This window comes from Arthrobacter sp. ASL1 (assembly GCF_056680475.1).
The window spans coordinates 3,570,603-3,583,157 of the sequence record NZ_CM155284.1 but is presented as its reverse complement, the minus strand read 5'-3'; the positions used below and the strand labels follow the sequence as shown (position 1 = coordinate 3,583,157).

Genomic DNA, 12,555 nt, shown 5'->3' with positions numbered 1-12,555 from the left:
TCTGGGATTGGGGGTTCCGGAGCTGCTTCGCGCCGGAATATTCATTTCTTATTCACTAGTCTACATAACTATGCAAACGATGCAATGCGGCCCCTTGCGCCACGACGGTTAGGCTTAAACGCATGACCGAGCCAGCAGACCAGACCCCGCCGGAACTCACCGAAGAGGAACTGGCTTTCCTTCATTCCACCTTCGACCTGGCTCGTCAAGGGGAAGCCGACAAGCTGCTGGCCCTCGTCACCGAGGGCCTGCCGGCGGACCTCACCGACCACAAGGGCGACACCCTCCTGATTCTGGCCTCCTACAACGGCCGCAACGACCTCGCACGTGCCCTGGTTGAACGCGGGGCCACGGTGGACCGCCTCAACGACAAGGGCCAGTCCGCGCTGACTTGCGCCGTCTTCCGCCAGAACGAAGAACTGACGCGCTTCCTCCTGGATGCCGGCGCGGATCCGAAACTCGGGCCACAGAACGCGTTGGCGGTCACCGAAATGTTCGACCTGCCGGCCATGCGCGAGCTCATCGGAGAATACCTCTAGCAAGCCGGGCACGGTCCAGCCGCGTTCGGCCCATCGACTGGGGACCGGCCAACCGGCACTCCCCCGCTGAGCGGCGCCGGCCTATTGCGGGTTGGCCAATTCCAGGAAGCGTGCGGCGACGTCGGCGCCGCCGGCGGGGTCGCGGGTGATGAGCATGACGGTGTCGTCGCCGGCGATGGTCCCGAGAACGTCGGGCATGATCGAATGGTCGATCGACAGGGCCAGGAAGTTCGCCGCGCCGGGCGGGGTGCGCAGGATGACGATGTTCGCCGACGACTCGGCGGTGACGATCAGGTCGGCGGAGAGCTTGGCCAGCCGCGCGTCCAGTACCTCCTGCGTGATGCCGGTCTGCGGCGCCCGGTCCCCTCCCTCGGAGCGCAGCGCGTAGACGAGTCCGCCTTCGACGCCGCGGACGCGGATGGCGCCCATTTCCACGAGATCACGTGACAGCGTGGCCTGGGTGACCTGGACTCCGTCGGCCGCGAGCAATGCCGCGAGCTCGGCTTGGGAACGCACCGAACCTGCCCCCAGGATTGCCTTGATACGGGCTTGGCGGGCGATCTTGGTGGTGGGCTGGATGCCCGGCTGTGAGCTCATCGTTGCCGGCCCTCCGAGATGCCCTCGACCGCGGCCAGTCCCGACTTGGCCATCACCCACGCCATCAGGGCCTTCTGGGCGTGCAACCTGTTTTCGGCTTCGTCCCACACGACCGACTGGGGCCCGTCGATGACTTCGGCGGCGATTTCGTATTCACGGTAGGCCGGCAGGCAGTGCAGGGCGATCGCGCCATCGGCGGCGCGTGCCATGGCGGCTTCGTCGACACGGTAGTCGCCAAAGAGCTTCACGCGTTCCGCCTTCTCGTCCTCCTGGCCCATGGAGACCCAGGTATCGGTGGCGACGACGTCGGCTCCGGCCAGCGCCTGTGCGGCGTCGGTGGTGACGGTCACCGATCCACCGGTCTCGGCGGCGCGGGCCCGGGCCGCCGCGACGACCGCCTCGTCCGGAAGGTAGCCTTGCGGGCCGGCGATGCGCACATGCATTCCGGCGGTCACCCCGGCCAGCAGGTAGGAGTTGGCCATGTTGTTGGCGGAGTCACCGAGATAGGCCATGGAGAGACCGGACAGCTGGCCCTTGTGCTCGCGAATGGTCAGCAGGTCGGCCAGCAGCTGGCACGGGTGGTAGTCGTCGGAGAGCGCGTTGATCACCGGCACCCGGCTGTGGGCGGCCATCTCATCCAGTCCGGCCTGCGCGTAGGTGCGCCAGACGATGGTGGAGACCATGCGGCTCAGCACGCGGGCGGAATCGGCAATGGACTCCTTGTGGCCCAGCTGCGATTCCCCGGCGTTGATGACCAGCGGCGTGCCGCCAAGCTCGGCGATCCCCGCGGCGAAGGAAACCCGGGTGCGGGTGGAGGTCTTGTCGAAGAAAACCGCGACCGTCTGCGGCCCGGCGTAGGGGTGGTAGCCAAAGCGATCGGCTTTCATCGCCGCGGCAAGGTCCAGGACCTCGGCTTGTTCGGCTTGCGTCAGGTCGGTGTCGACCAGGAAATGGCGGATGGTCGGGGCGCTCATGCGTGGTCCTCCTGGGCCGTGGCGTACAGGCCGGGTAGTGAGTCGACAAAGGTCTGTAGTTGTTCGGCGGTGATGATCAGCGGCGGGGCCAGGCGCAAGGATGCCGGCCCGGTGGAATTGATGATGAACCCTGCCTCAAGTGCGGCACGCACGACGGCTGCTGCCACGTCGGCCTCGAGGTCGAAGCCAACGAGCAACCCATGGGCGCGGACGTCGGTGACGAAATCCAGCTTCCCGAGCTCCGCTGTGAGGAGTAGTCCCATGTCCTGCACGTGATCCAGCAGCCCCTGGCTCTCGATGACGTGCAACGTCGCCAGTGCGGAGGCGGTGGCCGCGGGGTTGCCGCCGAAGGTGGTCCCGTGCTGGCCGGCTGAGAGCAGTGTCGAAGTCCGCTCCCCGAAGGTGATCAGGGCACCGATGGGGAACCCACCGCCGAGCCCCTTGGCCAGCGTGATCGCGTCCGGTTCGATCCCCTCGGAGGCGAACCAGGCGCCCGTGCGACCAATGCCGGTCTGGACCTCGTCGATGATCAGCAGCGCGCCGGCGGCCCGGGTGATTTCCCGGGCGGCCTGCAGGTAGCCCCGCGGGTATCCGCGCACCCCGGCCTCGCCCTGGATCGGTTCGATGAAGACCGCCGCGACACTCTCGTCGACCGCCGCGCGCAGTGCTTCGACGTCACCGGCGGGAACCCACTCGATCCCCCCGGGCAACGGTTCGAAGGGTTCGCGGTATCCCTGCTTCCATGTCAGCGCCAGGGCACCCATGGTCCGGCCGTGGAAGGCGTTCTCCAGGGCGATGATGCGCCGCCGCGGCGTGGCGGTCCCCGCCCCGTCGTTGCGCCGGGCGAGCTTGAAGGCAGCCTCGTTGGCCTCAGTGCCGGAATTGGCGAAGAAGACCTTCGATCCCTGCGGCGCACGGGCCAGGCCGAGCAGCTTCTCTGCCAGCGCGATCTGCGTGGGGCTGGTGAAGAAGTTGGACACGTGGCCCAGTGTCGCCAGCTGGCTGGAAACCACGGAGGTCAGGAACGGGTGGGCATGGCCCAGCGCGTTGACTGCGATGCCGCCGAGCAGGTCAAGGTATTCACGGCCATCGGCGTCCCAGACCACGCAGCCGGATCCGCGGACCAGGACCCGCTGCGGCGTGCCGAAGACGCCCATCAGGGAGGCGTTGTACCGCTGGGTCAGCTCGGCCGAATGCAGTCCATGCAGTGCAGCCAATTCGCCGCTCTCGGCCAGCGGTTGGGCAGCTGGGGTCGTCGGTGTCTGGTTCATGGTTGTTCCTCCGGGACCACTTGGGTGCCGACGCCGGCGGAGGTGAAGACCTCGAGCAGCATCGAATGGGGTTGGCGTCCATCGACGATGTGCGCCCGTTCGACGCCGTCCTCGACCGCCTTCAGGCAGGCTTCCATCTTGGGGATCATGCCCGATTCCAGCCGCGGCATCATCCGCCGCAATTCGGCAACGGTGAGCGACGACACCAGCGATGAGCGGTCGGGCCAGTCGGAATAGAGACCCTCGACGTCGGTGAGGATGACCAGCTTCGAGGCACCGAGGGCCGAGGCCACGGCGGCCGCGGCGGTGTCGGCGTTTACATTGAGCACCTGGCCGGTGGGTTCACCATCGTCCCCGACCTCCGGGGCGATCGTGGAGATCACGGGGATGCGCCCGGCGGCCAGCAGGTCGACCAGAGCCCGGGGTTCGACGCCGGTGACCTCGCCGACCAGGCCCAGGTCGACCGTTTCGCCATCGACGACGGTACCGGTGCGGACGGCCTGGAGCAGCGCGCCGTCTTCGCCGGAGAGCCCCACGGCGTAGGGGCCGTGGGAGTTGACCAGCCCGACCAGTTCGCGGCCGACCTGACCGGTGAGCACCATGCGCACTATGTCCATGGCCTCCGGCGTCGTCACCCGCAACCCGCCGCGGAATTCGGATTCGATACCCAGGCGTTCAAGCATGGAGCTGATCTGCGGCCCGCCGCCGTGGACGACGACCGGATGGATGCCCACGTGGTGCAGGAAGACGATGTCCTCGGCGAAGGCCCGGCGCAGCTCGTCGTTGACCATGGCGTTCCCGCCGTATTTGATGACCATCGTGGACCCGGCAAAGTGCTGGATCCAGGGCAGGGCCTCGATCAGCGCCTCGGCCTTGCGGTGCGCTGTGTCCCAGGCATCCCCGGAGAGCGTTTCCTGGGGGCCTGCAGTGGTGGGGGTGTTCATGATCGGCAGCGTCCTAGCTGGAGTAGGCGGAATTCTCGTGCACGTAGTCATGGGTGAGGTCGTTGGTCCAGATCGTGGCCTCGGCGTCCCCAGCGTGGAGATCGATCTCCACCAGGACCTGGCGTCCGGACAGGTCCACGAGCGAACGGTCCTCGCCGATGCCACCGGCACGGCACACCTGGACCTGGTTGATGGCCACGTCCAGCCGGTCGGGCTCGAAGGCGGCACCGGTGGTCCCGACGGCGGAGAGCACGCGCCCCCAGTTCGGGTCCTGGCCGAAGATCGCGGTCTTGAACAGGTTCGAACGGGCCACGGCGCGGGAGACCTCCTCGGCGTCCTCGACGCTGGCTGCGTTGAAGGCGCGGACGCTGATCTCGTGGGCGGCGCCCTCGGCGTCGGCAATGAGCTGGCGGGCCAGGTCGGTGCACATCCCGGCCAGCCCCTCGGCGAATTCATCCGCATCAGGCCGGACACCGGAGGCGCCGGAGGCCATGAGGATGACCGTGTCGTTGGTGGACATGCAGCCGTCGGAATCGGCACGGTCGAAGCTGACCCGCGTGGCGCCCCGCAGCGCGTCGTCCAGTTCGGCCGGCGCGAGGTCGGCATCGGTGGTGAGGACCACCAGCATGGTGGCCAGGCCGGGGGCGAGCATGCCGGCACCCTTGGCCATCCCGCCGATGGTGTAGCCGGAACCGGTGAAGCCGGCCTGCTTGGGGACGGTGTCGGTGGTCATGATCGCGGTGGCCGCGGCAGCACCGCCGTCGTTCCCCGCTCCCCCGGCCAGCGCCCCGGAAAGGGTGGTGATGCCGGCGTGGATCTTGTCCATCGGCAGCTGCTCGCCGATCAGTCCGGTGGAGCAGACCAGCACGTCGCCGGCGCTGATGCCCAGCGCGGCTGCGGTCGCTTCGGCGGTGGTGTGGGCGTTCTGGAACCCCTCGGCACCGGTGCAGGCGTTGGCCCCGCCGGAGTTCAGGAACACGGCGTCGGCGCGCCCGTCGGAGACCGCCTGGCGCGACCAGTGCACGGGGGCGGCGGCAACGCGGTTGGAGGTGAAGACGGCGGCCGCATGATGCAGCGGCCCGTCGTTGACGACCAGCGCCACATCGGGGGTGCCGGAGGCCTTCAGCCCGGCGGTGGCACCGGCGGCGCGGAAGCCGGGTGCGGCCGTGACGCCGACGGCGGATCCACCGGGTTGCGTTGTTGGGGCGTTGCTCATGGTGCGATGCCTTCCAGTTCGAGTCCGCGGGTTTCGGGCAGTTCCAGGGCGATGTTCATGGACTGCACGGCACCGCCGGCGGTGCCCTTGACGAGGTTGTCGATGGCGCAGACCACGATCACGCGGCCGGCGTGCTCGTCGTAGGCCAGCTGCAGCGTCGCGTGGTTGGAGCCCTGCACCGCCTTGGTGGAGGGCCATTGGCCGGCGGGTAGCAGGTGGACGAACGGCTCATCTGCGTAGGCGGCCTCCCAGGCGGTGCGCAGCGCCGCGGCGTCGACCCCGGGCTTGACCCGTGCGGTGGCCGTGGCCAGGATGCCGCGGGCCATGGGGGCCAGCGTGGGGGTGAAGGAGACGCCGACCGGTTCGCCGGCGGCGGCGCTGAAGCCCTGCTCCATCTCGGGGGTGTGTCGGTGCCCGCCGCCGACGCCATAGGGGCTCATGCCGCCCATGACCTCGGAGCCGAGCAGGTGGGGCTTCATCGACTTGCCCGCACCGGAGGTCCCGGAAGCGGAGACGATGACGACGTCGTGGGCCTCGAGCAGGCCCGCGGCGAATCCGGGGACCAGGGCCAGCTGGGCCGAGGTCGGGTAGCAGCCGGGCACGGCGATGCGCGTGGCCCCGCGCAGCTTCTCCCGCTGGCCGGGCAGTTCGGGCAGCCCGTAGGGCCAGTGTCCGGCGTGCTCGCCGCCGTAGAACGTCTCCCAGGCGTCCGGGGATTCGAGCCGGTGGTCCGCTCCGGCGTCGATGACCAGCGTCGTCTCCGGGAGCTGCGCGGCGATCGCGGCGCTGGCACCGTGTGGCAGGGCCAGGACGACGACGTCGTGACCGGCCAGGTTCTCGGCGGTGGTGTCCACGAGTGTGCGGTCGGCGAGCGCGTGCAGGTGCGGTTGCAGGGCCCCGAGTTGCTGCCCGGCGTTGCTGTGCGCGGTGATGGCCCCGATGGTGACGTCGGGGTGGTGGGCCAACAGGCGCAGCACCTCTCCGCCCGCATATCCACTGGCCCCGGAAACGGCTACCGAAATACTCATGGCAACAGCCTACAACGAACTTATGCACCATGGCTAATAATTATTCATCAAGGTGCGCGGGGCCACCGCGGGCTGCGGCGCCCCGCCCGCGCGGCCTACAGTGAGGTCAACGACCGCGTACGAACGAAGGAGCCCCCATCATGCCCTATGCCCTGCAGGTCCCCCACGCGGGTGGCCCCGAGGTCTTCGAACGCGTCGAGGTCGACCGCCCGGTCCCGGGGCCCGGTCAGCTGCTGGTCCGCGTCGCCGCCGCCGGGGTCAACTTCATTGAAACCTACCAGCGCTCCGGCGTCTACCGGGTCCGCTACCCCCTCGTCCCCGGGTCCGAGGGTGCAGGCACCGTGGAGGAGGTCGGAGCGGACGTGGCCGGGTTCTCCGTCGGCGACCGCGTGGCCACGGCCGAGGGGTCGGGCAGCTATGCCGAATTCATGGTTCTCGACGCGGACAAGGCGTTGCCCGTTCCCGACGGCGTCTCCGACGAGGTCGCCGCCGCCCTCCCCCTGCAGGGCATGACCGCCCACTACCTGATCAACAACAGCTACCGGGTCCAGCCGGGGGACACCGTGCTGACCTACGCCGGTGCCGGTGGGGTGGGCCAGTTGCTCATCCAGCTGCTCAAGCTCCGCGGGGCCACGGTCATCACGACCACCTCCACCCCCGACAAGGCCGAGCTGGCCCGGGCCGCCGGCGCCGACCACGTCCTGGCCTACGATGAGGTCCCCGACCGCGTCCGCGAACTGACCGGCGGTGCCGGCGTCGCGGCAGTCTACGACGGCATCGGCAAGGACACCTTCGAGGGCTCACTCGATGCGCTGCGCACCCGCGGCACCCTGGTCCTCTTCGGCGGCGCCTCCGGACAGGTCCCCCCGTTCGACCTCCAGCAGCTCAACGCCCACGGGTCGCTGACGGTGACCCGGCCCAAGCTCGCCGACTTCCTGCTCGACGCCGACGAACGGCGCTGGCGCTCCACCGAACTGTTCGGGCTGGTCGCCGCGGGCACGCTGAACGTCGCCATCGGGGAGCGATTCGCGCTCGAGGATGCCGGCGCCGCCCACACGGCGTTGGAGTCGCGCGCGACGACCGGCAAGGTCATCCTGGTGCCCGGCGGCGCGACGGATCGCGGCTGACCATGACACGGCACGACGACGGGGCGGCACCGGCCGCCGAGGGCTGGCGACCGGTGGTGGCCGCCTTGGCCAACGCGGAGCAACGGCTCCTGCTGGCCGAGGTGATCACCGACGAGGCACGACAGCGGGACACCACAGTTGCGGCCGGGCGCCGGGACAAGGGGCTGGCACAGCTTGCCGCCGCTGGCCTGCTGGCCCGCGACGAGGACGCCGAGTGGCGAATCGATGCCGCCGGCCTGCGCGCGCTGCTCTCCACCCCGGCGGCCGCGGCGCGGCCCGCCTCCGGCAACGAGGTCATCGACAAGTTCGTCCGCGACGACCACATCCATGCCTTTCCCGCGAAACCGGCCCAGCGCCATCAGCTCCTGGAGTGGGCCGCGCAACGGGCACTGTCCCCCGGCGAGGTGCTCTCCGAGCCGGAGGTCACCTCCCGGCTGGAACGAATCACCAACGATCCCGTAGCCCTGCGCCGCTACCTCGTCGACGCGGGGCTGGCATCCCGCTCCCCCGACGGCTCGGCCTATGCGTTGGCCGGCACGGAGGCGCCGGGATCTGGATCCGCCACGGAGAACGCTGTGCCCACCGGGCCGGGTACCCGAGCCGGAACCGGAGACGACGGCCCGGCCGCTGCCGCTGCCCGCGCCGCCGGACTCGAGGTGTCGGTGACGCGCCACGGTCGGGTCTCCAGCCTGGCCGAGGCCGCCGCGGCCCGCGGCATCGAACCCCGTGACCTCATCAAGACGCTGGTCATCCGCCGCAGCGACAACGACTACGTCTTCGTCCTCGTGACCGGGGACCGGACGTTCTCCTGGCCGAAGCTGCGCGCCCTGCTGGGCACCAACCGCCTGTCCATGCCGGACGCCGCGGAAGCTCGGGACGTCACCGGATACGAGCGCGGGACGATCACCCCGTTCGGCGCCGCCCGGGTCCTGCCCGTGTACGCGGACCGGGAAATGGCAGGACGCTCGATCTCGATCGGCGGCGGTGCCCACGGTGTCGGCCTCACGCTGGATGCGGACCGGGCCCTGCGGGCGCTGGAGGCGACCGTGGCCGACCTCTCGGACCCACCCGCGCCCTGACACCCCGCCGCACGCCCGGAGAAGGGACAGGAACCCCGCTGGGAGGTTCCTGTCCCTTCGTCGGAGGGGGTCCGGTCAGCGCTGGACGGCGCCGAACTTCTCGGCGGCCGCCGCGACCGCTGCCGAGCGCGATGCGGAGGCCTCATCGGCGGTCAGCGTCCGGTCGGCGGCGCGGAAGCGCAGCCCGAAGGCCAGTGACTTCTTGCCCTCCTCGATGCCCGGGCCCTGGTAGACGTCGAACAGCGCGACGTCCTCCAGCAGCTCGCCGGCGCCCAGGCGCAGGGTCTCCAGCACGTCGCCGGCGACGACGTCGCGGTCCACGACCAGGGCCACATCCTGGGTGGAGAGCGGGTAGGTCGACAGCGGCCGGGCCACGACGAGGTCGGCTGCAGCGTCGAACAGCGCATCCGCGTTGACCTCCATGGCCACCGAGCGGGCCGGCAGATCCAACTCCGCCAGCAGCTTCGGGTGCAGTTCGCCGGCGTAGCCGACGTGCTCACCGGTGCGCAGCGCCAGGGCGGCGGTGCGTCCCGGGTGGAACGCCTGGTGGCTGCCCTGGGAGACTACGAGCTCGACGCCGAGGATGTCCCCGATCAGGCGGGCGACGTCCAGCGCCGAGGCCCAGTCGTGGGGTTGCGGCGCGGAGCCGGCCGAGGGGGCCGAGTCGTGGCCGAACAGCACCGCACCGATATGCTGCGGCTGGTCCGGCAGGCCGGCGTCCAGCCCGTCCAGGACCTCGTCGGCCGGACGCACGCCCAGCGGCGGGATCTCGGGGCTGCCGAGCACGCCCTCACCGGGCAGATAGACCAACCCGGATTCGTAGACGGCCAGGTCGCGGAACCCGCGCGAGAGGTTCCGGCGTGCGGTCTCCAGCAGCCCGGGCAGGATGCTGGTGCGCAGGAACCCGAATTCGGCGGAGAGCGGGTTGGCCAGCTTCACTGAGGCCACCTCCTCGCCGGCGGTCGGGGTGCCGAACGTGTCGTTCTGCGCCGCGGAGGCGAACGGGTAGCTGAGCACCTCGACCAGGCCGGCGTCGGCCAGTCCCTGCATGACGCGGCGGCGCTGCTGCTGGACGCGGGTGAGGCCACGGCCGGGCGGGGCGACCGGCAGGGTCGCGGGGATCTTCTCGTAGCCGACCAGGCGGGCGATCTCCTCGACCAGGTCCTCGCGGATGCGCAGGTCGGGCCGCCAGGACGGCGCGGTGACCCGCAGCCCGCCGGCGGCCTCCTCGACGCCGGCCCCGAGGTCGACCAGGGCAGTCTGGACCTGTTCGGGGGTATAGTCGACGCCGATCAGGCGGGAAGCGAATCCCTCGGGCAAGTCGATGACCGCCGGTTCGGGGCGGGTGCCCACATCGGTGGCGGTGTCCTCGGCGGTGCCTCCGGCCAGCTCGACGAGCAGCTCGACGGCCCGCTGGGCTGATTCGTCGGCGACTTCCCAGTCCACCCCGCGCTCGAAGCGCTTGGACGCCTCGGAGGGCAGCCTGTGCCGGCGGCGGGAGCGGGCGATGGCGATGGGGTTGAAGTGGGCCGCCTCGATGAGCACGCGCGTCGTCGTCCCGGACACCTCGGTCTCGGCACCACCCATGACGCCGGCGACCCCAATGGGCCCGCGGTCGTCGGCGATGACGACGTCCTGCTCGTGGAGCGTGCGGACCTTGTCGTCCAGGGTCTGCAGCTGCTCCCCCGGCGTCGCCCGGCGCACGACGATGTCACCGCGCAAGGCGTCGGCATCGTAGAAGTGCAGCGGTTGGCCGAGCTCGAGCATCACGTAGTTGGAGATGTCCACGACCAGCGAGATCGAGCGCATCCCGGCCAGCCGCAGGCGCGAGGCCATCCACGGCGGGGTCGGGCGCGAGGCGTCCACCCCGGTGACGATGCGCGCCACGAAACGGTCGCAGCCCGGCGCGGCGTACGCCCCGGCGTCGTCCGCGATCCGCACCGGGTAGCCGGGCCCGGAGGCTACGGGCACGGTGATCCCGGTCGCCGGGTCGGTGAACGGCGTGCCGGTGGCGTGCGCGTATTCGCGGGCCACCCCGCGGATCGAGAAGCAGTAGCTGCGGTCCGGGGTGACGTTGATTTCCGCGGCCTGGTCGTAGAGGCCCAGCAGCCCCATGGCGTCGGTGCCGACCTCGGGATCCAGGCCCAGGGTGGAGAGGACCAGGATGCCGTCATGGTCATCGCCGATGCCCAGCTCGCGGACCGAGGCAATCATGCCGGCGGAGAGGTGGCCGTAGGTCTTGCGGGCCGAAATCGCGAAGTCCCCGGGCAGCACGGCGCCGGGCAGGGTCACCACGACCTTGTCGCCCTCGACGAAGTTGTGGGCACCGCAGACGATGCCCTGCACACCCGAGGGGTCGATGCCCTCGTTCGTCAGCGTCTGCGGCTGGCCCTCGGGCACCACGCGGACCTGGCACCAGTTGATGGTCTTGCCGTTGGACTGGGGTTCCTTGACCAGTGTGAGCACCTGGCCCACCACGATGGGACCGGAAAGGGAGTCGGTGGGACGGTGGACGTCCTCCTCCTCGAGGCCGACCTTCACGAGCTCGGCCATGACGTCTTCGGCCGTGGCGTCGGCCGGTACCTGCGCGTATTCGCGCAACCAGGACAGGGGAATGCGCATCTCTAGATCTCCATCCCGAAGTGTTCGCTGAAGCGGATGTCGCCCTCGATCATGTCGTGCATGTCCGGGACGTCGTTGCGGAACATGAGCGTGCGCTCGATGCCCATGCCGAAGGCGAACCCGGAGTAGACCTCCGGATCGATGCCCGCGGCGCGCAGCACGTTGGGGTGCACCATCCCGCAACCACCCCATTCGATCCACTGCGGACCGCCTTTGGCGCCGGGGTGGAAGATGTCCATCTCGGCGGAGGGCTCGGTGAAGGGGAAGAAATTCGGGCGCAGCCGGATGGCCGCCTCGGCACCGAACATCTGCCGGGCGAAGTGCTCCAGCGTGCCACGCAGGTCGGCCATGGTCAGTCCCTTGTCGACGGCCAGGCCCTCGAACTGGTGGAAGACCGGGGTGTGGGTGGCGTCGAGTTCGTCGGTGCGGAACGTCTTGCCCGGGCACAGCACGTAGACCGGCAGGTCGCGTTCGAGCATCGAGCGCATCTGCACCGGGGAGGTGTGCGTGCGCAGGACCAGATGCGACTCGGGCGGGTCCACGAAGAAGGTGTCCTGCATTTCGCGGGCCGGGTGGTCCGGGGGGAAGTTCAAGGCATCGAAGTTGAACCATTCGGACTCGACCTCGGGGCCTTCGGCGATCTCCCAGCCCATGCCCACGAAGATGTCGCTGACGCGTTCCTGCAGGGTGGAGAGCGGGTGCCGGGCTCCTGCACGACGGCGGTGCGGGGCCGCCGTGACGTCGACGGCCTCCTCGACGAGGATGCGGGCCGCGTGTTCCTCCTCCAGCACGGTGGTGCGCGCGGCCAGTGTCTTGTTGACGCGGCCGCGGGCGGCACCCATCAGCTTGCCGGCCGTGGCCTTGTCTGCCTTGTCCAGCTGGCCGATCTCGCGGTTGGCCAGCGACAACGGCGACTTCTCACCCGTATGGGCCAGGCGTGCAGCCTTGAGGGATTCGAGGTCCACGGCGTCGGCGAACGCCGCCAGTGCCGCCTCAACCGCCGACTGGACGGCTGCCTCGTCGGTGGGGTGTGGTGCCGTGCTCGCGGCCTCGGTGGTTCCACCGTTGGGTGGCGTGGGTTCAGACATGGGGGTGTACAGCCCTTTTCACAATCGCGGTGTGGTCCTGTTGCTGTGACCCAGTCTAGTAGTTCGATCC

Annotated in this window: 11 protein-coding genes and 1 pseudogene; 4 read left to right on the top strand and 8 right to left on the bottom strand. The window is 69.9% G+C overall.

Annotated features, from left to right (window positions below):
* The first annotated feature begins 122 nt into the window (after positions 1 to 122).
* Positions 123 to 539 carry an ankyrin repeat domain-containing protein gene (locus AC1MEQ_RS16945; protein WP_479792385.1) on the top strand — a complete coding sequence of 139 codons (417 nt, stop codon included), beginning with the start codon at positions 123 to 125 and terminating at the stop codon, positions 537 to 539.
* Positions 540 to 620: 81 nt separating this feature from the next.
* Here the strand turns inward: AC1MEQ_RS16945 and AC1MEQ_RS16940 are convergent, their stop codons facing one another.
* From AC1MEQ_RS16940 to argC, 6 genes are read right to left on the bottom strand one after another with little or no spacing between them, the layout of a single operon-like run.
* Positions 621 to 1,136 (bottom strand): arginine repressor, encoded by a 516-nt coding sequence (locus AC1MEQ_RS16940; RefSeq protein ID WP_479792383.1) that lies wholly within the window; start codon positions 1,134 to 1,136, stop codon positions 621 to 623.
* Entirely contained in the window at positions 1,133 to 2,110 is a 978-nt protein-coding gene (gene argF / locus AC1MEQ_RS16935) for an ornithine carbamoyltransferase (protein WP_479792382.1), read from the bottom strand. Before argF ends, AC1MEQ_RS16940 begins: the two co-directional genes overlap by 4 nt.
* Positions 2,107 to 3,381 (bottom strand): acetylornithine transaminase, encoded by a 1,275-nt coding sequence (locus tag AC1MEQ_RS16930; protein WP_479792379.1) that lies wholly within the window; start codon positions 3,379 to 3,381, stop codon positions 2,107 to 2,109. Before AC1MEQ_RS16930 ends, argF begins: the two co-directional genes overlap by 4 nt.
* Positions 3,378 to 4,325: an acetylglutamate kinase gene (gene argB, locus AC1MEQ_RS16925; RefSeq protein WP_479792377.1), complete on the bottom strand. Its 948-nt coding sequence runs from the start codon at positions 4,323 to 4,325 to the stop codon at positions 3,378 to 3,380. The genes AC1MEQ_RS16930 and argB overlap by 4 nt, the downstream gene beginning before the upstream one ends.
* Positions 4,326 to 4,338: 13 nt before the next feature.
* Entirely contained in the window at positions 4,339 to 5,541 is a 1,203-nt protein-coding gene (gene argJ, locus AC1MEQ_RS16920; RefSeq protein WP_479792376.1) for a bifunctional glutamate N-acetyltransferase/amino-acid acetyltransferase ArgJ, read from the bottom strand.
* The gene (gene argC, locus AC1MEQ_RS16915) at positions 5,538 to 6,569 is read right to left on the bottom strand and encodes an N-acetyl-gamma-glutamyl-phosphate reductase (protein WP_479792374.1); all 1,032 of its coding nucleotides are present in this window, start codon (positions 6,567 to 6,569) and stop codon (positions 5,538 to 5,540) included. The genes argJ and argC overlap by 4 nt, the downstream gene beginning before the upstream one ends.
* 140 nt (positions 6,570 to 6,709) lie before the next feature.
* Here argC and AC1MEQ_RS16910 point away from each other — a divergent pair, with 140 nt between their 5' ends.
* The 3 genes and pseudogenes from AC1MEQ_RS16910 (at position 6,710) to AC1MEQ_RS16900 (ending at position 8,775) form a co-directional block, all read left to right on the top strand.
* Entirely contained in the window at positions 6,710 to 7,696 is a 987-nt protein-coding gene (locus AC1MEQ_RS16910) for a quinone oxidoreductase family protein (RefSeq protein WP_479792372.1), read from the top strand.
* Positions 7,697 to 7,698: 2 nt separating this feature from the next.
* A pseudogene (locus tag AC1MEQ_RS16905) lies at positions 7,699 to 8,163 on the top strand (DUF2087 domain-containing protein); the annotation flags it as partial.
* Positions 8,164 to 8,271: 108 nt separating this feature from the next.
* Complete coding sequence (locus AC1MEQ_RS16900) at positions 8,272 to 8,775, top strand: aminoacyl-tRNA deacylase (protein WP_479796167.1); 504 nt, start codon at positions 8,272 to 8,274, stop codon at positions 8,773 to 8,775.
* A gap of 75 nt (positions 8,776 to 8,850) precedes the next feature.
* On the opposite strand, the gene pheT is transcribed toward AC1MEQ_RS16900, so the two are convergent.
* Positions 8,851 to 11,397: a phenylalanine--tRNA ligase subunit beta gene (pheT, locus tag AC1MEQ_RS16895; protein WP_479792370.1), complete on the bottom strand. Its 2,547-nt coding sequence runs from the start codon at positions 11,395 to 11,397 to the stop codon at positions 8,851 to 8,853.
* A gap of 2 nt (positions 11,398 to 11,399) precedes the next feature.
* Positions 11,400 to 12,485, bottom strand: coding sequence for a phenylalanine--tRNA ligase subunit alpha (pheS, locus tag AC1MEQ_RS16890; protein ID WP_479792367.1), 1,086 nt, complete (start codon positions 12,483 to 12,485; stop codon positions 11,400 to 11,402).
* Between the last annotated feature and the right edge of the window lie 70 nt (positions 12,486 to 12,555).

Coding starts and splice junctions, on each gene's coding strand:
- argJ (WP_479792376.1), bottom strand. CDS start 5,541: ATGAGCAACGCCCCAACAACGCAACCCGGTGGATCCGCCGTCGGCGTC.
- pheT (WP_479792370.1), bottom strand. CDS start 11,397: ATGCGCATTCCCCTGTCCTGGTTGCGCGAATACGCGCAGGTACCGGCC.
- AC1MEQ_RS16910 (WP_479792372.1), top strand. CDS start 6,710: ATGCCCTATGCCCTGCAGGTCCCCCACGCGGGTGGCCCCGAGGTCTTC.
- AC1MEQ_RS16945 (WP_479792385.1), top strand. CDS start 123: ATGACCGAGCCAGCAGACCAGACCCCGCCGGAACTCACCGAAGAGGAA.
- AC1MEQ_RS16930 (WP_479792379.1), bottom strand. CDS start 3,381: ATGAACCAGACACCGACGACCCCAGCTGCCCAACCGCTGGCCGAGAGC.
- AC1MEQ_RS16940 (WP_479792383.1), bottom strand. CDS start 1,136: ATGAGCTCACAGCCGGGCATCCAGCCCACCACCAAGATCGCCCGCCAA.
- pheS (WP_479792367.1), bottom strand. CDS start 12,485: ATGTCTGAACCCACGCCACCCAACGGTGGAACCACCGAGGCCGCGAGC.
- argB (WP_479792377.1), bottom strand. CDS start 4,325: ATGAACACCCCCACCACTGCAGGCCCCCAGGAAACGCTCTCCGGGGAT.
- argF (WP_479792382.1), bottom strand. CDS start 2,110: ATGAGCGCCCCGACCATCCGCCATTTCCTGGTCGACACCGACCTGACG.
- argC (WP_479792374.1), bottom strand. CDS start 6,569: ATGAGTATTTCGGTAGCCGTTTCCGGGGCCAGTGGATATGCGGGCGGA.